The sequence below is a fragment of the Burkholderia sp. HI2500 genome (assembly GCF_002223055.1).
Classification (GTDB): Bacteria; Pseudomonadota; Gammaproteobacteria; order Burkholderiales; family Burkholderiaceae; genus Burkholderia.
This window is the reverse complement of the sequence record NZ_NKFL01000006.1, coordinates 1,028,719-1,049,526: the sequence shown is the minus strand read 5'-3', so window position 1 is coordinate 1,049,526 and position 20,808 is coordinate 1,028,719. Positions and strand designations below refer to the sequence as shown.

Genomic DNA, 20,808 nt, shown 5'->3' with positions numbered 1-20,808 from the left:
CCCCGCCCTGCGGCACGACTTAACGCATGGCCTTCACGTCGGCCGGCGTGACGCTCGCGGGCTGGCCGCCCCACGTCGCACGCAGGTAGTTCGCGAGCTGCGCGAGTTCGTCGTCGCTCAGCGTGTGCGCGAAACCGGGCATCGGCTGCAGGTTCTCGAACCCGGCAAACTTCTGCTCGCCGATGCCGTCGAGCATCGCGACCAGCAGGTTGCGCGGGTCGCCCTGGCGCACCGTCGAATTGCCGTTCATCGGCACCGCCACGTGCGGCTTGCCTTCACCGTTGAAGCCGTGGCAACCCGCGCAGACCGCGAGATACACCGAGCGGCCGGCCGCGAGCTGCGCGGCGTCGGCCGACACCGGCTTCACCGGTTGCGGCGCGGGCGGCGTATCGCCGAGCAGGTACACGGACAGCGCGCGCAGGTCGTCCTTCGTCATGGTCTGGGTGCTCAGATGCACGACCGGGTACATCTCGCCGAACGCCGAGCCTTGCGGCGCGATGCCGACGCCGAAGAACGTCTGCAGGTCGGCGCCCGTCCAGCCGCGCGCGGCGAGACCGGCCGGCGTGATGTCGGGCGCGGCCACGCGGCCGAGCGCGGCGCCGGCGAACGGCTTCGCGCTGTCGAGCTGGCCCGTGAACGCGCGCGGCGTATGGCATTCCGCGCAATGGCCGAGCGCACCCGCCAGATAGCGGCCGCGCTGCCAGTCGGCGGACTGGCCGGTCGACGCATCGGGCAGGCTGTCCTTCAGGAACACCATGTCCCAGAAGACCATCCCGAAACGCAGGTTGTACGGGAACTTCAGCTCGTGCTCGCGGTTTTCCAGGGCGACCGGCTTGACGGTCTTCAGGTACGCGTACATCGCGTCGGAATCGGCGCGCGTGAGCTGACGGTACGACGTGTACGGCATCGACGGATACAGGCGCTTGCCCGGCGCCTTGCCGTCATGCAGCGCGGCGTAGAAATCGTCCGCGCTCCAGCTGCCGATCCCGTGATCCTTGTCGGGCGTGATGTTCGAGCCGTAGAACGTGCCGAACGGCGATTCGAGGGGCGCGCCGCCGGCGAACGGTGCGCCGTCCTTCGCGGTGTGGCACGCCGCGCAGTCGGCGGCCTTGACGAGGTAGCGGCCGCGCGCGATCGGGTCGGCACCCGGTGCGCCGGAAGCCGCGTTCGAGGCCGGTGCGTCGTGGCCGCCGCATGCGGCGAGCAGCAACGCGCAGGCGGCCGCGAGCGCGGGCAAGCCCGCAGCCCGCGCGACACGATGAGCGAATGTGCGTTTCATGCGGCGTCCTTCACGAGTCCCGGCGTCGTCAGCACCACGTCCTTGACGGCTTCGTAGTAGCGGACATAGCCCGTGCAGCGGCAGAGGTGCGCATCGAGCGCCTCGGTGATCGTGCGCTCGACGTCGGCCTTCGCGATCGGCTCGCGCTTCAGGCGTTCGATCAGCACGGTCGCCGCGTTGACGAAGCCCGGCGTGCAGTAGCCGCACTGGAAGCTGAAGTGCTCGAGGAACTTCTGCTGGATCGGCGACAGCTCGACCACTTCGCCCGCTTCGTTGCGCTTCGCGTGGCCTTCGATCGTGCGGATCGAGCGGCCGTGGAAGAAGTGCGCGCCGGTGATGCAGGTGCGCATTTCCTCGCTCGTGCCGTCCGGCTTGTCGACGATCACGACGCACGCGTGGCAGATGCCCTGCCCGCAGCCGAGCCGCGAACCGGTGAGGCCCGCGTATTCGTGCAGGAACTCGATCATCATCAGCCCTTCCGGCACCTGCATCGGGCCGACGGACTTGCCGTTGATATTGATCGACAGCGGTTTCGACTGGAACCGGACGAGCGGACGCTCGACGGCAGCCGGTGCCGAAGCCGGCACGGCCGCGGCCGGGGCCGATGCCGGTGCGGCCGAAGCCGCGCTCGGCGCGGAAGCGCCGGTCGCAGCGGCGCTGGCGCTCGCGGCCGTAGCCGCGGTTTGGGCGGTCGTCATGCGAGCACCTCCTGAATCTTTTGCGGGGTCACCGGCAGGTCGGTGAAACGATGGCCGATCGCGTGCGCGATGCCGTTCACGATCGCGCCGACGACGGGAATCATCACCACTTCGGCGACGCCCTTCGGCGGATCGGTCTCGGACAGCGGCGGCAGCACGTCGCCCGTCTGCGTCCAGACGGCGACGTCGGACGCGCGCGGCAGCTGGTAACGGTTGAAGTTCCACGTGCCGTTGCCGGGGCCGTCTTCATAGAGCGGCAGGTACTCGTGCAGCGCGTGGCCGATCCCCATCGCGAGACCACCCTGCAACTGGCCCGACACGAGCTGCGGCGAAATCTGGTTGCCGCATTCCATGATCGAGTGGTGCGTGAGCAGCTCGACCTTGCCGGTCGCTTCGTGCACGGCCAGCTCGACCAGCGTGCCGACTGCCGTGTAGTACGTGACGGCCGCGTTGTTGCGGCTCGTCGGCGGAATGAACACGCGCTTGCGATCCAGCACGCGGTAGCCGTTCGCGGTCGGCGCCAGCGTGCCGCGCATCGTGGTCGCGCCGGCCGGTGCGGCGGTGCCGGGCACCGGGCCGTTGTCGCCCGTCTTCGGTGCGCCGACACGCAGCGACAGCCCGTCGATCGGCAGGCGCTCGACCGTGCCGCCCACTTCGAACTCGGCGTCGGCCCACTGCCAGCGGTTGAACACGTGCACGACGGCGCCGGTCGGCAGGCCGAGCGCATGGGCCTGCTTCGCGAGCTGCTCGAACGACAGCGGCTCGAGGCCGTCGGCGGTCAGCTTGCCGTCGACCCAGCGCGCGTCCTCGATGCGGATCGTGTACGGCGCGGCCTGGCCGCCGCCGAGGCCGCGCGTCCAGATCGACATCGCCGCCGGCCACAGGCCGTAGCGGAACACCGCGCGCGCGGCTTCGCGCGTGCTGTGCGTGAAGTAGTACGCGGAGTTCGTCGCGCTCGACGGCGACGCATAGCTCGGCGACCAGCGCGGGTTCGCGCTCAGGCGATCCTGGTCGGCCTGCGACATGAGGTACGGATCGCCGCTGGTCTCGACCGGCAGGTCCGGCCATTCGGTCACGGCCACGCGCACGTCAGTTGCCGGACGGCCCAGCCATTTCGCGACCGCGACGGCCTGCGACGTCGACATCCCGGTGCCGATCTCGGCCGCCGTGTGCTGCAGCGAGACCTTGCCGTTCTCGTCGAATTCGACCTTCGCGAACGACGCTTCCGCGCCCGTGCCGAAATCCTTCTGCACGCACGCGAAGCCGACGCCGTAGCGCTTGCCCGGATGCGCGGCCTCGTATTCGGCCTTGCGCGCGGCGCGGCGCGTCCACAGCGGATGCTGCTTCGAGCGCTCGAGCACCTCGTCGACGCGCAGCGCGCCGGCGGGAATCGCCCCCTGCGTGTTCTTCATCCCCGAGCGCAGCGCGTTGCGCAGGCGGAAATCGATCGGGTCGATGTTCAGCTGCGCGGCGATCTCGTCGACCGCCATCTCGGTCGCCGCCATGCTCTGCAGCGTGCCGTAGCCGCGTGCGGAACCGGCATCGATCGCGCGCGACGCGATCGCGACCGCGGCCAGGTCGCTCTTCGGGAAGTAATAGATCGATTGCGCGGCCGTCGCGCCCACCATCGCCACCGACGGCGAGAAGTTCGAGCGCCCGCCGCCGTTCGCCTCGAAGTCGCCCTTGAACGACTGCAGCAGGCCCGTGTTGCGGTCCACCGCGATCCGGTAATGCATCTTGAACGCGTGACGCTTCAGCGACGTCTGGAACTGCTCGTAGCGGTCGTTCGCGAAACGCACCGGGCGGCCGTCCGCGTACAGCGCGCAGACGAGGCCGTAGAACGGCACGTTGAAGTGATCCTTGGAACCGTAGCCGACCGTGTAGCACGGATGCACGAACAGCTTCTTCACCGGGAAGCGGCACTTCGCGACCATCGCGGCCGCGTTCTCCGCCACTTCGAGCGGCGACTGGGTCGGCACGACGAGATGCAGCGACTGCGTCGGGGTGTCGTACCAGCAGTTCGCGTTGTCCGGTTCGAGCGCGGACGTGTCGACCGACTGCGTGTTGTACTCGCGGTCGAACACGAGCCAGTCGGCCGACGGATGGTCGAGCTCGCTGGCGATCTGCCCGGCGAGGAACATGCCCTGCTCGTCGAGCTTGCCGTGCTCCTTGCCGTCCGGCCACACCGGCAGGTGCTTGCGCATCATGCTCGGGAAGATCGGCGCGTCCTTCAGGCTCGAATAGACGTCGTCGTCATAGGCCGTCTTGCCGCCCACGCGCACATAGCGGAAGGTGCCCCACGGATCGCGCTCGAGCGGGCCCGTGACCGCGCCGTAGCGGATCACGTCGTCGCGGAACTTGAGCGCGTTCTTCGCGAAGCGGAAGCGCGCGAAGTCGTGATAGATGAGGATCGCGACCGCATGGCCGAGATACGCGGGCGTCTTGCCGGCCGGCAGCAGCATGTCGTCGCCGTAGAACGTCGGGAACGCGACGCCGTCGCGCACGAGATCGTCGGCCGTGACCACGCGGTCCGGCTTCAGGTCGTCGCCGAGCAGCGACAGGTCGAAGCCTTCGTAGGTGCGGTCGGCCTGCGTGACGCGCAGGATCAGCGCATGCGACTGCTGCTGCGGCCAGTGCGGCATGTCGGCGGCGCGCACGTCCCGGGCGAACACTTTCGAGCCGGTGACCTTCGCGATGCCGTCGATGCGGAATTGGGGGATGCCGGTGACGCTATCCCATTTGACGGGGGTGAGGAGTTTTTCTTCGAAGAGCGCCGCGAATGCGCGGCTGCCCAGGGGCGCGACATACACCGCGACACCCGCCAGCACGCTGGCTTTCAGAAAACCCCGCCGTGACAGGCCGTGGTTTTTCATTTGGGGGGAACCTCCTGATGCGGCTCGGACGGCGATCGGGTGTCGCGACGTTCGGAGCGGCGCGCATTCTGGCATTGTTTTAGATATATCGCCTATAGTATTTCTCGCATGAAATACTTATTGAATTTCTTATAACGGTATTCAGCCGGGCTGCGGCAGCCGGTCGCGGGTGTCGATTCGACCGCGTCGCGCGCCCGTTTGCAGCGGCCCGCCGTGCACGGTGACCGGTCTCCTGCGGGTCGCCGAGCTGCATTCCGTTCGCCACGATGCTGCCCCGGCGCCGGCGAATGCGCAAGCCATTCGCGGGCGTGGTTTACGACGAGTGGCCGGCGCGGCGAGCGGTGCCGCTGGCCTCCCCGGGCATCCACCCGGGCTATCCGCGCCGCCCGCGTTTCATGGTAATGTCGTGCGCATCCGGCCTGGCCGGGCGCCCGCCATGTGCCGTGCGGGCGCCGCCAGCCATCGCGACATCACGCGACATCGTGTCGAGGTTAACAACCATGGCAGTCAGGGCATCTCTCCTGCACTCCGTTCTCGCCACTCCCCCCTCCGGCAACCACCGTGTGACGGCCGCGCTGCGCCCGTCGATGCTCGTTACGCTGTTCGAAGACGTCCGACCGATGGCGCTCTCCGGGCTCGCGAGCGGCTTCGTCGCGGCCGTCGCGCTGATCCGGCTGCAGCAGCTGTGGTGCCTCGCGTGGCTGATCGCCGACGTCGGCCTCCTCATCACGCGGCTCTCGATCGCGCGCGCGTACACCGTTCAACGCAACGCCGGCGACGACCGTGCCGAATACTGGGCGTTGCGCTATGCGCCTGTGTCGCTCGTCGCGTGCTTCGTGCTCGGCCTCGGCGTGATGGGCTGCGTGCAGGCCGTCGACGTCGAGCTCGGCACGCTGTCGGTGATGGTCGCGGGCGGCGTGTTCGGCGGAATCGCGTCGCGCAATTCGGCGCTGCCGCGGCTCGCGATGATGCAGGTCGCGCTCGGCGTGCTGCCGATCGGCGTCGGTGCGCTGCTGGCCCACCGGTCGGGCGCGTGGCTGCTGCTGCCGCCGCTCGCGATCTATCTCGCCGCGATGCGCACGGTCGTCCAGCGTCACTATCGCGTGCTCGTCGCGCTGATCGCCGCGCGCCAGCGCAACGCCGAACTCGTCGCGCGCTTCGACGCCGCGCTCACTTACATGCCGCACGGCCTGTGCATGATCGACGGCGAGCGCCGCGTGATCGTCGCGAACCGGCGCACCGCGCAACTGTTCGGCTCGCCGCGCGAAATCATGCTCGATACGCCGTTGCCCGCCGTCGTCGCGGCGCTCGGCGCGAACGACGCGACCGATCCCGGCGGCGCCATTCTCGCCGCGCAGTGCGAACTCTGGCTGGCCTGCGACGAACCCGCGCCGCTCGACGTCGTGCTCGCCGACGGCCGCCAGCTCGAACTGACGCGCCACCGCGTGCCCGACGGCAACGCGGTGATCATCGTCGAGGATGTCACAGCGCGGCGCCGGACCGAGCAGCACATCCGGCATCTCGCGCGGCACGATGCGCTGACGGGCTTGCCGAACCGTCATGAACTGCATGCCGAGCTCAAGCGGATGCTCGCGCGCCGGCCGCGCGCGCCGGGCCCCGCGCTCGCCGTCATGTATCTCGACCTCGACGGCTTCAAGGCGATCAACGACCGGTTCGGTCACCAGGCCGGTGACGACGTGCTCACGCAGGTCGCCGTGCGGCTCGGCAAGACGCTGTCGTCCGGCGAGCTGGCGGCCCGCATCGGCGGCGACGAGTTCGTGGTCGCGATCGACGATACGACGATGCACACGTGCTCGCTCCTCGCCGCGCGCATCATCCGGCAGATCTCGGCGCCGTACACGCTGTCGATCGGCGAGACCGTGAGCCTCGGGATCAGCATCGGCATCGCGCTCGACGACGGGCACGGCTCTCCCGACGAACTGATCCGGCAGGCCGACAGCGCGCTGTACGACGCGAAGTCCGCAGGCAAGGGCATCTATCGTTTCTATTCGAGCGGCAGCAGCCGGGTCACGCCGGTCACCGCGAGCTGACCCGGCTGCGCCACCCGCTTTCCCCCGCCTCCGCCTCCTCCCGACGATTCAATTCCGCAACGCTTTGCGTGGCCGCACGTGTCGTCGCGCGTTCGCGTGTCACGTGACGTGTTCCGTAACATCGCCGCCCGCCACCCGTCACGTTGGCTGCAGAAGCCGGCACGATCGACGCAGCGCAAGGCGTTTCAAGCCTGGCACTCTTATTGCTCCCTGTCAGGGAAACAGGTTGTCAGGGAGACCCAACATGAATACCGTCGAAGTCCTCAGCCGCAGCGAAACCATCGACGCACTGGACGTGATCGACGGCGAATCGCTGATCCGCCGGCTCGTGTCCGAAAGCCGCATGCCGGCCGCCCGCGAGGCCCGATGCGTCGACAATCCGCCGCTGACGCTGTACGGCGCATTTCGCCAGGGCATCGCCGATCACGGCGCACGCCGCGGGAATCCGTATCGCGCCGGCAGCCGTTTCTGGGCGCTGTGGGAAGAAGGACGTCTCGAAGCTGAAACATCGGGCCGGTAACGCGGTTGCGCGCGCCGGCCCTGTCGCGGCAAGGGGCCGGCGCGAAACATCCCGCCCGAATGCAGCCGGCCGACCTGCCGGCATGCGTTCATCGCTGCAACATCGCACGGGGCCTCGCGTATCGGCTGTGCAACGCGCCGTACGCATGATCCATGCGCGTGCCGGTTGATGGTGTTCGGCGTTGCACGCGTCGGGCCCGGCGCGCGGCGGTCGTTTCCCGATAAGATGGCGAATTCCGTTCATCGAACGATGCCGCCATGACCGCCTCTTCCTCGCACCGCAATCCCATCCACTGCGAAATCGATCTCGACGCACAAGGCAAGCACGCGGGCTACCTGCGGCTGCCGCATTCCGTCCACCGCTCGGCGTACGGCTGGCTACCGATCCCGATCGCGTCGATCCGCAACGGCGACGGCCCCGTCGCGCTCGTGATGGCCGGCAATCACGGCGACGAGTACGAAGGCCAGATCATCGTGTCGCAACTGATGCGCGAGATCGAGCCCGAGATGGTCAGCGGGCAGCTGATCCTGCTGCCGATGGCGAATTTCCCGGCGGCGGATGCCGGCCTGCGCGTGTCGCCGCTCGACGAAGGCAACCTGAACCGCAGTTTCCCCGGTGATCCGACCGGCACGCCGACGCAGATGATCGCCCACTACATCGAGCACGCGCTTCTGTCGCGCGCGGAGTATCTGGTCGACCTGCACTCGGGCGGCAGCTCGCTGCTGTACCAGGGCGGCAACATGCTCGCGATCGATCCGCTCGACGCCGACGAAGCCGCGAAGCTCAACGGGCTGCTGGTCGCGTTCGGGCTGGACAATGCGCTGCTGCACGCGCCGAATCCCGTGCATTCGGCGTCGGCCGCGCGCCGGCAAGGCGCGATCTCGATCGTGACCGAACTCGGCGGCGCGGGCATGGCCGATCCGTCGTTGATCCGGATGGGCCGCCACGGGCTGCTGCACTACCTCGGCCATATCGGCCTGCTGCGCGGCACGCTCGTGCCCGATGCGCCACCCACCGTCACGCGCTTCATGCGCGTCGACGGCGAGCGCCACTTCGTCTACGCGTACGAGCGCGGGCTGTACGAGCCGCTCGTCGAACTCGGCGACCAGGTGAAGGCCGGGCAGCCGGCCGCGTGGGTGCATTTCCCCGACACACCGCTGCGCGAGCCGGTGCTGCACCGCTTCAAGGGTGACGGCGAAGTGGTCTGCAAGCGCGTGCCCGCGCAGGTGCAGCGCGGCGATTGCCTGTTTCAGCTGGCGGAGTTGTCGGCGCCGCCGAGCATCGGCCAGACGGCCTAAATCCGGACCTCTCTCCTTTCCTTGCTGTCTGCCAGTCATGGCGGACGGCATGCGCTCGCCATTAACCAACTTGACAAATTAACTTACTTGGTTATGATCGCAGATGGAAAAGAGAACGCCTCATTGCAAGCTGCTGCGCGTGAAAGCGCTCGTCGAATCCGGCCAGGTCCGGCTAACGGCGAGCGCGGTACTCGGCGCCCGGCTATTGGGTTTCACGGAAAGGGAGGCGCTCGGTGTCGTGCTGTCGCTGACCGATCTCGACTTCCACAAGAGCATGACGACGTACGCCGACCACACGATCTGGCAGGACGTCTACCGACCTTTCACGGTGCGCGGCGACGTGTACCTGAAACTGACGGTGATCGACGATGTGCTGATCGTGTCTTTCAAGGAGCGTTGAACATGAAGTGCCCTGCCTGCGGTGCCGCCAAGCTGGTCCGCGACACGCGAGACATCCCCTATACCTACAAGGGCCGGTCGACTGTCGTTCGCGATATCACCGGCGATTTCTGTCCGGCCTGCGGGGAATCGGTGCTGGATCTCGACGAGGCGACCCGTCTCGGCGAAGCGATCACCGAATTCAACAAGCAGGTGAACGCCACCCTCGTCGACCCGCAGTACATCGCGAAGGTGCGCAAGAAGCTGAAGCTGGACCAGCGCGAGGCGGCCGAGCTCTTCGGCGGCGGCGTCAATGCGTTCTCCCGTTACGAGACAGGCAAGACGAATCCGCCGCTTGCCCTCGTGAAATTGCTGAAGCTCCTGGATCGTCACCCCGATCTGCTCGCCGAAGTTCGCGCGGCATAGGCGCTCGCGCTTCAGGATCGCGCATGCGTCCGGCACACGCCTCGACGCATGCGCGATCCCCCGTCACCCCACTCCCGCTGCAAGCCTTCTGACGCTTCCCGCGAAATCCTTATCGAAATTGCTTCGTTCGCCTTTGCCGGCCGCGCCGCTAACGTGTTCAAAACGGCGGCGGCCCGCCCTCTGCATTCCGGCAGGATACGCACCGGCCGCCGCCATCACGACAACCGCGTCGCGATAACGGAACAGACCGGACGGGCCGCGTGCCCGCACCCCGCCAGGAACGTCCGCATCGCGCGCCCTTCGCGATGCCCATGGCCACGACCGACCGCATCATCGACACGACGCCGCTCGACGTCCGCGCGCAACCGCTGATCGACGCGCTGATCGACGAGTATTCGACCCGTTACCACGCGTATCGGCCCGACAGCCACGCGTCCGCCCGCGAAGAACTCGCACGCTACCCGGCCGAAGTGTTCGCGCCGCCCGAAGGCGCGTTCGTGCTGCTGCTGCGCGACGGCGAAACGATCGGCGGCGGCGCGTTCAAGCGCTACGACGCGCAGACCGCCGAACTCAAACGCATCTGGACCCGCTCGGACCTGCGCCGCCAGGGCCTCGCCCGCGTGATCGTCGACGCGCTCGAACTGCGCGCCGCGCAGCAAGGCTATCGCCGCATCTACCTGACCACCGGTTTTCGCCAGCCCGAAGCATGGGCGCTGTACGACCGCACCGGCTATACGCGGCTGTTCGATGCGTCGATCGACCCCGAAGCGTATTTCCACCTGCGGTTCGGCAAGGATCTCGCCGATCCGTCGCGCACGTCGACGCTGGCCGACCTGTGGGCGCCCGTGCCCGAACCGGTGCTGTCGCGCTGACCGCGACGGCCCCCCGCTTCCCTCCGATTTCCGCTTGCCACCCCAGGACGCTTTCATGCAACGAGCCGTACCGCTTTCTTCCCGTGCCGTGCGCACGCTGGCCGCCGCGCTGATCGGCCTGACCGCGTTCGCCGCAGCCGCGGCCGCCGCCACATTCGACCTGAGCCCCGAGCAGCGCGGCCGCCCGCGCGGCGTGGCCGATGCGGCCGTCGAGCGCGCGGTGCCCGCGTCGTTCAAGTTCGCCGAACCCGGCACGCTGACGATCGGCGTTGCGCCGAGCCTGCCGCCGATCAGCTCGTATGCGACCGACGCGCGCACGGTGATCGGCTTCGACGCCGACGTCGGCCAGCTCGTGTCCGACAGCCTCGGCCGCAAGCTGAAGATCGTCGCGCTCGCGTGGGCCGACTGGCCGCTCGCCCTCGAATCCGGGAAAGTCGACGCGGTGATCTCGAACGTCACCGTCACCGAGGAGCGCAAGCAGAAGTTCGATTTCTCGACCTACCGCAAGGATCAGGTCGGCTTCTACGTGCGCAACGACAGCAAGATCCAGGCGATCCGCGAACCGAAGGACGTCGCGGGGCTGCGCGTCGTGACCGACGCCGGCACCAACCAGGAAAAGATCCTGCTCGCGTGGGATCGCGAGAACGTCGCGCACGGGCTGAAACCCGTGCAGATCCAGTACTACGACGACCAGGCGATGCGTATCGTCGCCGTGCAGTCGGGCCGCGCCGATGCGGTGTTCAGCGTGAACTCGGTGCTCGCGTACCAGAGCGCGCAGCAAGGCAAGACGCGCCTCGTCGGCGCGATCAGCGGCGGCTGGCCGCGCACGGCCGACATCGCGATCGCGACGCGCCGCGGCAGCGGGCTCGCCGATCCGCTGACCGTCGCGCTGAACGGGCTGATCAAGAACGGCCGCTACCAGCAGGTGCTCGACCGCTGGAACCTCGCCTCGGAAGCGATCGACCAGTCGCGCACGAATCCGCCGGGGCTGCCGAAGAGCTGAACGCCGCGCACGCTCACCGTCCCTTCACGCTTACGCCACGCTCACGCAGGAACGCCGCCCACCATGTCTTATTCGCTTTCGTTGCTGGACAAGAGTCCGATCGCCGACGGCGCGAACGCCGCCGACGCGCTGCGCTTCACCACGACGCTCGCGCAGCGCGCCGAACAGCTCGGCTACGAGCGCTTCTGGGTCGCCGAACATCACGGCACGCCGGCCTTTGCAAGCTCGGCTCCGGAGATCGTCGTCGCGCACCTGCTCGCGCACACGTCGCGCATCCGCGTCGGCTCGGGCGGCGTGATGCTGCAGCACTACAGCCCGTTCAAGGTCGCCGAGACCTTCAAGGTGCTGGCCGCGCTCGCGCCGGGTCGCGTCGATCTCGGCATCGGCAAGGCGCCCGGCGGGTTGCCGCTGACCACGCGCGCGCTGCAGTGGTTCCACGACAAGGCGCGCAAGCCGGACTTCGCGGGCCAGCTTGCGGAGCTCGACGCGTTTCTCGGCTGGGGCGTCGCCGAGGATCACCCGCTCGCCGGTGCCGTCGCGCTGCCCGTGCCGCCGCAGGCGCCCGAACGCATCCTGCTCGGCGGCTCGCCGGACAGCGGCGCGCTCGCCGCGCGCAATGGCTGGCGCTTCTGCTACGCGGGGCATTTCAACGGCGACGACGCGAACCTCGAACGCTCGCTGGACGCGTACCGCAGCGCGGGCGGCACCCGGCCGCTGGTCGCGCTGTACGCGGTGGCCGCGCCCACGCGCGACGCGGCCGAGCAGCTGATCGGGCCGCTGAAGATCTTCAAGCTGCAGTTCGCGGGCGGCCAGAGCTTCAATCTCGCCAGCGCGCAGGCGGCCGCCGAATTCGCGCGGCAGAGCGGCGCGTCCGACTACCGGATCGACGAGTTGCGCCCGACGGTGCTGGCCGATACGCCCGAGCGCATCCACCGCGCGCTCGATGCGCTGAGCCGGCGGCTCGACGTCGATGCGTTCGTGATCGATTCGCCGGTGACCGACTACGCGGCGCGGCTCGCATCGGCCGAATGGCTCGGCGGCGCGCTGTCGGCCACGCCGTTGCACGCGGCCCTCGCGGCCGACCGCTCCCTCTCCCCTGACCAGAACATGTGACGCTCCCATGACGACCCGACGATCGATTCCCTTCGGCCTGATGCTGCAAGGCGCAGGCAGCCACATGAATGCATGGCGGCACCCGAGCAACCCGCCGGACGCGAGCATCAACCTCGATTTCGCGATCGGCATCGCGCGCAAGGCGGAAGCCGCCGGCATCGCGTTCGCGTTCGTCGCGGACGGCCTGTACATCAACGAGAAGTCGATCCCGCACTTCCTGAACCGCTTCGAGCCGCTGACCGTGCTGTCGGCGCTCGCGGTCGCGACGAAGAAGATCGGGCTCGCGGGCACGATCTCGACGTCGTACAGCGAGCCGTTCACGGTCGCGCGCCAGCTCGCGTCGCTCGATGCGATCAGCGGCGGGCGCGCGGGCTGGAACGTCGTGACGACGCCGCTCGAAGGCACCGCGAAGAATTTCGGCAAGGCGCATCCCGATCACGAACTGCGCTACGAGATCGCCGACGAATACCTCGACGTCGTGCAGGGCCTGTGGGACAGCTGGGACGACGACGCCTTCGTGCGTGACCGCGCGACGGGCCGCTTCTTCGACCGCGACAAGCTCCACACGCTCGACCACCACGGCCGCTTCTTCCAGGTCGCGGGCCCGCTCAACATCCAGCGCTCGCCGCAGGGGCAGCCGGTGATCTTCCAGGCCGGTTCGTCGGACACCGGCATCGGCCTCGCGGGCAAGTATGCGGATGCGGTGTTCACGCATTCGCCGTCGCTCGACGAAACGGCCGCGTTCACGCGGCGCGTGAAGCAGAGCGCGATCGAGCACGGCCGGCAAGGCAGCGACGTGAAGATCTTCCCCGGCATCGGGCCGATCGTCGGCCGCACGGCGGCCGAGGCCGAGGACAAATACCAGGCGATCCGCAACCTGCTGACGATCGACGAGGCGCTCGCGTATCTCGGCCGCTATTTCGATCACCACGATTTCACGCAGTACGCGCTCGATGCGCCGTTCCCGGAACTCGGCGAGCTCGGCCGCAACAGCTTCCGCTCGACCACCGACCGGATCAAGGCCGACGCGAAACAGAAAGGCCTGTCGCTGCGCGAGACGGCGCTGGCGGTCGCCACGCCGCGCCCGAACTTCATCGGCACGGCCGAGCATGTCGCCGACGAGTTGATCCGCTGGCACGACGCCGGTGCCGGCGACGGCTTCATCCTCGGCTTCGCGGTGCAGGCGCAGGGCGTCGAGGATTTCGTCGAACTCGTGATTCCGGTGCTCGAGGCACGCGGGCGCTACAGCCGCGACCTGCCCGGTGCGACGCTGCGCGACCACCTCGGGCTGCCGCGCAAGGCCAGCCGCCACGCGGCGCCCGGCGCGCCGCACGAAACGGCGGCCGAAGCGCACGCCTGACACCCGCCGCCGCGCCGCCCGTGCGCGGCGCGCCCGCCCGACCGATTCGAGGATTTCCACGACATGAGCGACACGACCCACCTCGGCGGCGCGCTGCCGCCGCTCTCTTCCCCCGGCGCGCGCGACGCCGGCACGCGTTTCCGGATCGTGCCCGCGCGCCACCGGTCGCGCACGGCCGGCACCGTGCTCGCCGTCGCGCTGATCGCGATCGTCCTGCATTCGATTCTCGGCAACCCGCAATGGGGCTGGCCGGTGTTCGCCGAATGGTTCCTGTCGCCGCCCGTGCTGTCGGGGCTCGCGCGCACGCTGGTGCTGACGCTGCTCGGCGCGGTGTTCGGCCTCGTGCTCGGCGCGTTCGTCGCGCTGGCCCGGCTGTCGCGTTCGCGGCTGCTGTCGGCGAGCGCGTGGACCTTCGTGTGGCTGTTCCGCTCGATTCCGCTGATCGTGCTGCTGCTGATCCTAAACAACCTCGGCTACCTGTACGAGCATGTGCGGCTCGGCGTGCCGTTCACCGACATCGTCTGGTTCGACACGCCGACGACCGACCTGATCAGCCCGTTCCTCGCGGCCGTGCTCGGCCTCACGCTGCACCACGCGGCGTTTTCCGCGGAGGTGATTCGCGGCGGCATTCTCGCGGTCGACCAGGGCCAGCTCGAGGCGGCCGCCGCGCTCGGGCTGCCGCGCGGCCGCCAGACCACGCGGATCGTGCTGCCGCAGGCGATGCGTGCGATCCTGCCGACCGCGTTCAACGACCTGATCATGCTCGCGAAAGGCACGTCGATGGTCTACGTGCTCGCGATGCCCGAGCTGTTCTATACGGTGCAGGTGATCTATCGCCGCAATCTCGAAGTGATTCCGCTGCTGATGGTCGCCACCGTCTGGTACCTGATCATCCTGACCGTGCTGTCGGCCATCCAGGTGCAGGTCGAGCGGCACTATGCGCGCGGGGCGCTGCGCAACCCGCCGCCGTCCGTCATCACGTTCGCGCTCGCGCGCCTCGGCGCACTGTGGCGGCGTGTCACGTCCCGTCACGCGGCATCGGTCGCGCAGGCTCACGGCGATAGCGACGCGGCGACCGCCGTCGCACCGCGCGCCGGCGGCGAAGTGGCCGTGCATGGCGTGTCGAAGCAGTTCGGCATGCAGCGCGTGCTCGACAACGTGTCGTTCGTCGCGCCGCGCGGCAGCGTGACCGCGATCGTCGGGCCGTCGGGCTCGGGCAAGTCGACGCTGCTGCGCACGATCAACCATCTCGAACGCGTCGACGACGGCTTCATCGACATCGACGGCGAACTGATCGGCTATCGCCGCGACGGCGACGTGCTCTACGAACTGAAGGAGCGCGACGTGCTGACGCGGCGCACGGCCGTCGGGATGGTGTTCCAGAACTTCAACCTGTTCCCGCACCTGACCGTGCTCGAGAACCTGGTCGAAGCGCCGGTCGTCGTCGGCGGCATCACGCGCGACGCCGCCGAACGCATCGCCCGCACGCTGCTCGCGCGCGTCGGCCTCGCGGACAAGGCCGATGCGTACCCGCGCCAGTTGTCCGGCGGCCAGCAGCAGCGCGTCGCGATCGCGCGGGCGCTCGCGCTGCGCCCGAAGGTGCTGCTGTTCGACGAACCGACGTCGGCGCTCGATCCCGAGCTCGTCAACGAGGTGCTCGACGTGATCAAGGAACTCGCGCGTTCGGGCACGACGCTCGTGATCGTCACGCACGAGATCGGCTTCGCGCGCGAAGTCGCGGACAACGTGCTGTTCATGGAGCGCGGGCGCATCGTCGAAGCCGGGCCGCCGGCCGTCGTGCTCGACGCGCCGTCGCATCCGCGCACGCGCGCGTTCCTGTCGCGGGTGCTGTGATGCGCACCGCTCACGACCTGCGAGGTGCCGCACGATGACCGACCGACGCCAGTTCATGACCGCGGCGCTGGTCGCGGCAGCGGGCAGCCTTCCATGGCACGCGGTGCAGGCAGCCGCCGCGACCGCGGATCTCGATCCGCGCCAGGCCGGCCGCCCGCGCGCGCAACCCGACGACGCGGCGATCCGTGCGGCAGCCGGCTACCGCTGGGTACGCGACGGCGCGTTCACGGTCGCGATTTCACCGCACGCGCCGCCCGTGTCGACCTACGCGACCGACGCGCGCACCGTGGTCGGCGCCGACCCCGACTATGCGCAGCTCGTCGCCGACGCGCTCGGCCGCACGCTCGTGCTGCTGCCGATCGCGTGGGCCGACTGGCCGCTCGGGCTGACGTCCGGCAAGTACGACGCGGTGATCTCGAACGTCGGCGTGACCGAGAAGCGCAAGGAGAAATACGATTTCACGACCTACCGGCTCGGGTTGCACGGCTTCTACGTGCGTACCGGCAGCCCGATCGCGAAGCTCGCCGAGCCGAAGGACATCGCCGGCCTGCGCATCATCACCGGCGCGGGGACGAGCCAGGAGCGCATCCTGCTCGAGTGGAACAAGCGCAACGTGGCGCAGGGGCTGAAACCGGCCGAGCTGCTCTATTTCGACGACGATGCGGCGTCGCGCGTCGCGCTGCTGTCGGGTCGCGCCGATGCGGAGCTGAACCCGAACGCGTCGCTCGCGTAAGAGGCCGCGCGCACCGGCAAGATCCGCCGCGTCGGCGTCGTCAATGCGGGCTGGCCGGCCAACGCCGACGTGGCGATCGCGACGCGGCGCGGCAGCGGGCTCGCACCCGCGCTGACGCTTGCGACGAACGCGCTGATCGGCAGCGGCCGCTACGGGCAGGCGCTCGCGCGCTGGGGTTTGCAGAGTGAGGCGATTGCGCGTGCGGAGACCAATCCGCCGGGGCTGCCGTCGTTTTGACGGCGTCGATGGGGCGATGCCCGACATGACATCGCCCCGGCACATTGCACGATGGCAATGCCGGGGCGCGTCGAAGCAACATCGCTGGCTGTAGAAGCCTACGCCGTCACCGCCGCGTGATACCGGTCGAGTTCCGCGACCTGCGCATGAATCGCCGGAATCAGCTCGCGCCCGTAATCGAGCGCGTCGTCCAGCGGATCGAACCCGCGAATCAGGAACGTCGACACGCCGAGCCGGTAATACGCGCCGAGCGCCCGCGCGACCTGTTCGGGCGTGCCGACCAGCGCGGTCGAATTCCAGCGTGCGCCGGTCAGGTTGGCGACACCCATCCACAGCCGCTCGTCGAGCACGTCGCCCTGCGCGGCCGCCGCCATCAGCCGTTGCGAACCGGCATTCTGGGGCGCATGGCCGGCGATCGGCTGGCCGTTCGCGAGCCGCGCCGCGCGCACGCGTTCGCGGATCGCCTCGGCCTTCTCCCATGCGGCCGCCTCGGTGTCGGCCACGATCGGCCGGAACGACACGCTGATGCGCGGCGCACGCCCGAACGGCGCGGCGGCTTCGCGCACGCGTGCGATCTGCTCGCGCACCGACGCGAGCGGCTCACCCCATGTCATGTAGACATCGGCATGCTCGCCCGCGACCGCCAGCGCAGCCGGCGACGACCCGCCGAAATAGATCGGCACGTGCGGCCGCTGCGCGCCCTTCACGAGCGGCGACGCACCGCGCAGCCGGTAGAACGCACCGTCATGGTCGACCGGCGCGTCGGCCTGCCAGATCCGTTTCAGCACGTCGAGATATTCGCCGGTGCGTCGGTAGCGCGCATCGTGCGGCACGAAATCGCCGTCGCGCTGCAGGTCGGCATCGTCGCCGCCCGACACGACGTTCAGCGCCAGCCGGCCGCCGCTGAACACGTCGAGCGTCGCGATCTGCCGCGCGGCGGCCGACGGCATGATCACGCCCGGCCGGTGCGCGAGCAGGATGCGGATGCGCTCGGTCGCGGCAGCCGCGAACGACGCGACGATGAAGCCGTCCGCCGCGTTGCTGAAATGGCCGACCAGGATCTGGTCGAAGCCGGCGGCCTCGTGCGCCTGCGCGAAGCGGCGCACGTAGTCGGGCTGGACGGCCGCGCCGCCCGGTACGTCGACCTCCGCGCCCGGTGTCGCGGTGATCATGCCGATGATGTCGACTGGCATGTCGGGATGTCCTTGGGGTGCTCGATTGGAAATCGTGGACGGGATGGCCCGCTTACTGCGCGGCGGCCGTCTTCTGCGCCGGCGCCGCGAACGCGCCCGCATACGAGCGGTCCAGCAGCTTCGACGTGTCGTACGCGGCCGGAATCACGCCGGCCTTGTACAGGAAGTCGGCCGTGTTCTGCGCGTCCTTCGCGGCCGTCTCGTCGACCGGGCCGACGCGCTGCTTCGCGTTGTTGAGCCAGCGGTACGCGACATCGGGTTCGAGCTTCGCGCGCTTCGCCCACAGATCCGCGTACTCGCGCGGATGGTTGTCGACCCACTGGCGCGCGGCGACGACGCGCCGCAGGAAATCGGTGATCTCGGCGCGCTTGCCCGAGGCAGCCTGCTCGTTCGCGGCGACGAAGCTCAGCGCCGGCATCAGCCCCTGCGCGGTCGTCACGGGCCGTGCGCCCTGCCGCAACGCGAGCGTGCTGACGAACGGCTCCCACAGCGACACGGCGTCGACCGAGCCGTTCGCGAGCGCGTTGGTCGCATCGATCGGCATCAGGTACGCGTACTTGACCGAATCGGCGCGCAAGCCCGCGTGTTCGAGCGCGCGCAGCACGAGCTGCTGGCTCCACGCGCCGCGCCATACGGCGATGGTCTTGCCCTGCAGGTCGGCCACGGTGCGCACCGGCGAATTCTTCGGCACGAGAATCGCGACGCCGTCGAGGCTCTGCCGCGACACGGCGACCACCTTCACCGGCGCGCCGCGCGCGGCCAGCGTGAGCAGCGCGGAATCGCCGAGAAAGCCGACGTCGATCGCATTGCCGTTCAGCGATTCGGCGACGGGCGCCGCGGCCTGGAAATGCTTCCACTCGATCGTGTAAGGCAGGTCCTTCAGCACGCCGGACGCCTCCATCGACGCCTGGATGTTGAAGTAGTTCTGTTCACCGACGCGCAGCGTGACGGTGTCCTTGGCCATGCCCGGCTGCGCGGCCAGCGCCAGCAAGAGTGCCGTGACGATTCGACTCAACAACGTGATCTCCCGGAGGGTTGGCGGGCGGCCGCGCGAGAGCGGCGCCCGTGGTCCGCCGTGCACGGTGGTCGGCGGAACGGATGGAACCGCTGAAGATACGTCGATCTTCATCATGAAACAAACGCAATATTCTTCTATGCAAAGATGCAAATGTTTTATGACATGGCAAGCGTCGTCGGATGCCGCCGGTCGCGCTCAGGGGAACCCGGTTCGAATGAATCCTCGACAGATATTTCGCTCGCGAAATAAATCACGAACTATATTTCGCATACGAAATAACTACCCGTAACGAGGACAGCCATGACCTCCGAGCCCATCGAGTTTTCCGCCGCCGACGGCTACGCGCTGCACGGCACGCTGTGGTCGCCGGACGCGCCGCCGCGCGCGCTGGTGCTGATCCATCCGGCAACGGCCGTGCCGGAGCGGCTGTATGCGGGCTTCGCGCGCTTCCTGACCGAACGCGGCTTCGCGGCGCTCACCTACAACTATCGCGGCATCGGCGCGTCTCGCCCCGCGCGCCTGGGTGCGTTGAAGGCCCGCATGCGCGACTGGATGGAACTCGACGTGGGCGCCGCGACCGCGTGGGCGCGGCAGGCGTACGAAGAATTGCCGCTGCTGGCGGTCGGCCATAGCGTCGGCGGGCACGCGATCGGGCTGTCCGCCGCGACGCCGCACCTGCGTGCGGCCGTGCTGGTCGCCGCGCATGCGGGCAGCACGCGGCTGATCACGCAGGCGGCCGAACGCCTGAAGGTGCGGCTGATCCTGCGCGTGCTCGGCCCGCTGATGTCGGCGCTGCTCGGCTACGTGCCCGGCAAGCGGCTCGGGCTCGGCGAGGACATGCCGGCCGGCGTGTTCCGCGAATGGAGCCGCTGGACCACGCTGCCGCACTATTTCTTCGACGATCCGACACTCGGCGCGGCCGAGCGTTACGCGAAACAGCAGTTGCCGATCCTCGCGCTCGGCTTCGACGACGACCCATGGGCGAACCCGCCGGCGATCGGGCTGCTGGTAAGCTATCTGACCCGCGCGGCGGTCGAACGCCGCCAGATCGATCCGCACGCGGCGGGCAGCGGCCCGGTCGGGCACATGGGCTTCTTCCGCAGCCGCCCCGGCACCGTGCTGTGGCCCGACGTGGCCGACTGGCTCGCGCAGGCGCTCGACTCGCCGCGAACCGCGGGCCGCCCCTCCCTTTCCATTGCAGCCGGGAACCCAGCTTGAGCGAAGACCGACGACTGTTTTTCATGTTGAACATCGGCCAGCGGCGCGTGCAGCGCTGGATCGACCGCAAGGCGGAGACCGAGACGCGCGCGAGCGCCGCGCAGGCCGGCGCGCTGTTCTGTCTCGCGAGACAGGATGGCGCGCTGATCGGTGAAGTCGGCGCCGCGCTGCAGCTCGCGCCGTCGGCGATGACGGGGCTCGCCGATCGGATGGCGAAAGCCGGCCTCATTACGCGTCACGCCGATTCGGACGACGGCCGCGCGACGCGCCTGTACCTGACCGACGCAGGCCACGCCGCGCTCAAGCGTGCGCGCGTGCTGCTGCGCGAACTCAACGGCAAGCTGTGCGACGGGTTTTCCGACGACGAACTCGATGTCGTCGCGCGCTGGCTGCATGCGTTGCAGGAGCGGTTTCCGGCGGAGCGCTGAGCGGCACCTTCCGGCATCGCCACCGGCACTCACCGGCCCCATCGAAAGCGATTCCGATTCGCATTTTCGATTCGATTTTCATGCCGCCTCGACGGCATTTTTTGCGCGCCCGCCGCCCTCTTCCGGCAACGCTTTCCGGCTACGCACTGTTACAAAAAACTGCCTGCCGCGTGGCAATCGAATCGCCTACATTGCAATCCACCTCGACACATTCGTCGCCTGCCCGGGCAAGTCTTCCCGCCCGGTCGACATCGCA

17 protein-coding genes and 1 pseudogene are annotated in these 20,808 nt (G+C 68.9%); 13 read left to right on the top strand and 5 right to left on the bottom strand.

Annotated features, from left to right (window positions below):
• Positions 1-19 precede the first annotated feature (19 nt).
• From CFB45_RS22515 to CFB45_RS22505, 3 genes are read right to left on the bottom strand one after another with little or no spacing between them, the layout of a single operon-like run.
• A complete protein-coding gene (locus tag CFB45_RS22515) occupies positions 20-1,279 on the bottom strand; it encodes a cytochrome c (protein ID WP_089427449.1) in 1,260 nt (419 codons plus the stop codon).
• Positions 1,276-1,977 carry a (2Fe-2S)-binding protein gene (locus CFB45_RS22510; RefSeq protein WP_089427448.1) on the bottom strand — a complete coding sequence of 234 codons (702 nt, stop codon included), beginning with the start codon at positions 1,975-1,977 and terminating at the stop codon, positions 1,276-1,278. Before CFB45_RS22510 ends, CFB45_RS22515 begins: the two co-directional genes overlap by 4 nt.
• Positions 1,974-4,850 carry a xanthine dehydrogenase family protein molybdopterin-binding subunit gene (locus CFB45_RS22505; RefSeq protein WP_089427447.1) on the bottom strand — a complete coding sequence of 959 codons (2,877 nt, stop codon included), beginning with the start codon at positions 4,848-4,850 and terminating at the stop codon, positions 1,974-1,976. The genes CFB45_RS22510 and CFB45_RS22505 overlap by 4 nt, the downstream gene beginning before the upstream one ends.
• 500 nt (positions 4,851-5,350) lie before the next feature.
• On the opposite strand from CFB45_RS22505, the gene CFB45_RS22500 reads away from it, so the two are divergent.
• From CFB45_RS22500 to CFB45_RS22450, 11 genes and pseudogenes are all read left to right on the top strand, one after another.
• Positions 5,351-6,901, top strand: coding sequence for a sensor domain-containing diguanylate cyclase (locus CFB45_RS22500; protein WP_089427446.1), 1,551 nt, complete (start codon positions 5,351-5,353; stop codon positions 6,899-6,901).
• A gap of 244 nt (positions 6,902-7,145) precedes the next feature.
• Positions 7,146-7,421: a hypothetical protein gene (locus tag CFB45_RS22495; RefSeq protein ID WP_089427445.1), complete on the top strand. Its 276-nt coding sequence runs from the start codon at positions 7,146-7,148 to the stop codon at positions 7,419-7,421.
• A gap of 257 nt (positions 7,422-7,678) precedes the next feature.
• Complete coding sequence (locus tag CFB45_RS22490; RefSeq protein WP_089427444.1) at positions 7,679-8,719, top strand: succinylglutamate desuccinylase/aspartoacylase family protein; 1,041 nt, start codon at positions 7,679-7,681, stop codon at positions 8,717-8,719.
• 103 nt (positions 8,720-8,822) lie between these two features.
• Positions 8,823-9,119, top strand: a complete 297-nt coding sequence (locus CFB45_RS22485) for a type II toxin-antitoxin system MqsR family toxin (protein WP_089427443.1) — start codon at positions 8,823-8,825, stop codon at positions 9,117-9,119.
• Between the two features lie 2 nt (positions 9,120-9,121).
• On the top strand, positions 9,122-9,523 hold the full coding sequence (locus tag CFB45_RS22480) for a type II toxin-antitoxin system MqsA family antitoxin (RefSeq protein ID WP_089427442.1): 402 nt from the start codon (positions 9,122-9,124) through the stop codon (positions 9,521-9,523).
• A gap of 311 nt (positions 9,524-9,834) precedes the next feature.
• On the top strand, positions 9,835-10,395 hold the full coding sequence (locus CFB45_RS22475; RefSeq protein WP_089427441.1) for a GNAT family N-acetyltransferase: 561 nt from the start codon (positions 9,835-9,837) through the stop codon (positions 10,393-10,395).
• 55 nt (positions 10,396-10,450) lie between these two features.
• Entirely contained in the window at positions 10,451-11,398 is a 948-nt protein-coding gene (locus CFB45_RS22470; RefSeq protein WP_089427440.1) for an ABC transporter substrate-binding protein, read from the top strand.
• A 63-nt stretch (positions 11,399-11,461) separates the two neighbouring features.
• On the top strand, positions 11,462-12,511 hold the full coding sequence (locus tag CFB45_RS22465) for an LLM class flavin-dependent oxidoreductase (protein ID WP_089427439.1): 1,050 nt from the start codon (positions 11,462-11,464) through the stop codon (positions 12,509-12,511).
• Positions 12,512-12,518: 7 nt separating this feature from the next.
• Entirely contained in the window at positions 12,519-13,871 is a 1,353-nt protein-coding gene (locus tag CFB45_RS22460) for an LLM class flavin-dependent oxidoreductase (protein ID WP_089427438.1), read from the top strand.
• Positions 13,872-13,934: 63 nt separating this feature from the next.
• The gene (locus CFB45_RS39755; protein WP_089427437.1) at positions 13,935-15,725 is read left to right on the top strand and encodes an amino acid ABC transporter permease/ATP-binding protein; all 1,791 of its coding nucleotides are present in this window, start codon (positions 13,935-13,937) and stop codon (positions 15,723-15,725) included.
• 34 nt (positions 15,726-15,759) lie between these two features.
• Positions 15,760-16,695: pseudogene (locus CFB45_RS22450) on the top strand (ABC transporter substrate-binding protein).
• Between the two features lie 98 nt (positions 16,696-16,793).
• Here the strand turns inward: CFB45_RS22450 and CFB45_RS22445 are convergent.
• Positions 16,794-17,888 (bottom strand): LLM class flavin-dependent oxidoreductase, encoded by a 1,095-nt coding sequence (locus tag CFB45_RS22445; RefSeq protein WP_089427436.1) that lies wholly within the window; start codon positions 17,886-17,888, stop codon positions 16,794-16,796.
• Between the two features lie 52 nt (positions 17,889-17,940).
• Positions 17,941-18,906 carry an ABC transporter substrate-binding protein gene (locus CFB45_RS22440; RefSeq protein ID WP_174974265.1) on the bottom strand — a complete coding sequence of 322 codons (966 nt, stop codon included), beginning with the start codon at positions 18,904-18,906 and terminating at the stop codon, positions 17,941-17,943.
• A 300-nt stretch (positions 18,907-19,206) separates the two neighbouring features.
• Here CFB45_RS22440 and CFB45_RS22435 point away from each other — a divergent pair, with 300 nt between their 5' ends.
• Positions 19,207-20,124 carry an alpha/beta hydrolase family protein gene (locus CFB45_RS22435; RefSeq protein WP_089427434.1) on the top strand — a complete coding sequence of 306 codons (918 nt, stop codon included), beginning with the start codon at positions 19,207-19,209 and terminating at the stop codon, positions 20,122-20,124.
• Positions 20,121-20,552 (top strand): MarR family winged helix-turn-helix transcriptional regulator, encoded by a 432-nt coding sequence (locus CFB45_RS22430; protein WP_089427433.1) that lies wholly within the window; start codon positions 20,121-20,123, stop codon positions 20,550-20,552. Before CFB45_RS22435 ends, CFB45_RS22430 begins: the two co-directional genes overlap by 4 nt.
• Positions 20,553-20,808 lie beyond the last annotated feature (256 nt).

Coding starts and splice junctions, on each gene's coding strand:
- CFB45_RS22515 (WP_089427449.1), bottom strand. CDS start 1,279: ATGAAACGCACATTCGCTCATCGTGTCGCGCGGGCTGCGGGCTTGCCC.
- CFB45_RS22510 (WP_089427448.1), bottom strand. CDS start 1,977: ATGACGACCGCCCAAACCGCGGCTACGGCCGCGAGCGCCAGCGCCGCT.
- CFB45_RS22505 (WP_089427447.1), bottom strand. CDS start 4,850: ATGAAAAACCACGGCCTGTCACGGCGGGGTTTTCTGAAAGCCAGCGTG.
- CFB45_RS22500 (WP_089427446.1), top strand. CDS start 5,351: ATGGCAGTCAGGGCATCTCTCCTGCACTCCGTTCTCGCCACTCCCCCC.
- CFB45_RS22495 (WP_089427445.1), top strand. CDS start 7,146: ATGAATACCGTCGAAGTCCTCAGCCGCAGCGAAACCATCGACGCACTG.
- CFB45_RS22490 (WP_089427444.1), top strand. CDS start 7,679: ATGACCGCCTCTTCCTCGCACCGCAATCCCATCCACTGCGAAATCGAT.
- CFB45_RS22485 (WP_089427443.1), top strand. CDS start 8,823: ATGGAAAAGAGAACGCCTCATTGCAAGCTGCTGCGCGTGAAAGCGCTC.
- CFB45_RS22480 (WP_089427442.1), top strand. CDS start 9,122: ATGAAGTGCCCTGCCTGCGGTGCCGCCAAGCTGGTCCGCGACACGCGA.
- CFB45_RS22475 (WP_089427441.1), top strand. CDS start 9,835: ATGGCCACGACCGACCGCATCATCGACACGACGCCGCTCGACGTCCGC.
- CFB45_RS22470 (WP_089427440.1), top strand. CDS start 10,451: ATGCAACGAGCCGTACCGCTTTCTTCCCGTGCCGTGCGCACGCTGGCC.
- CFB45_RS22465 (WP_089427439.1), top strand. CDS start 11,462: ATGTCTTATTCGCTTTCGTTGCTGGACAAGAGTCCGATCGCCGACGGC.
- CFB45_RS22460 (WP_089427438.1), top strand. CDS start 12,519: ATGACGACCCGACGATCGATTCCCTTCGGCCTGATGCTGCAAGGCGCA.
- CFB45_RS39755 (WP_089427437.1), top strand. CDS start 13,935: ATGAGCGACACGACCCACCTCGGCGGCGCGCTGCCGCCGCTCTCTTCC.
- CFB45_RS22445 (WP_089427436.1), bottom strand. CDS start 17,888: ATGCCAGTCGACATCATCGGCATGATCACCGCGACACCGGGCGCGGAG.
- CFB45_RS22435 (WP_089427434.1), top strand. CDS start 19,207: ATGACCTCCGAGCCCATCGAGTTTTCCGCCGCCGACGGCTACGCGCTG.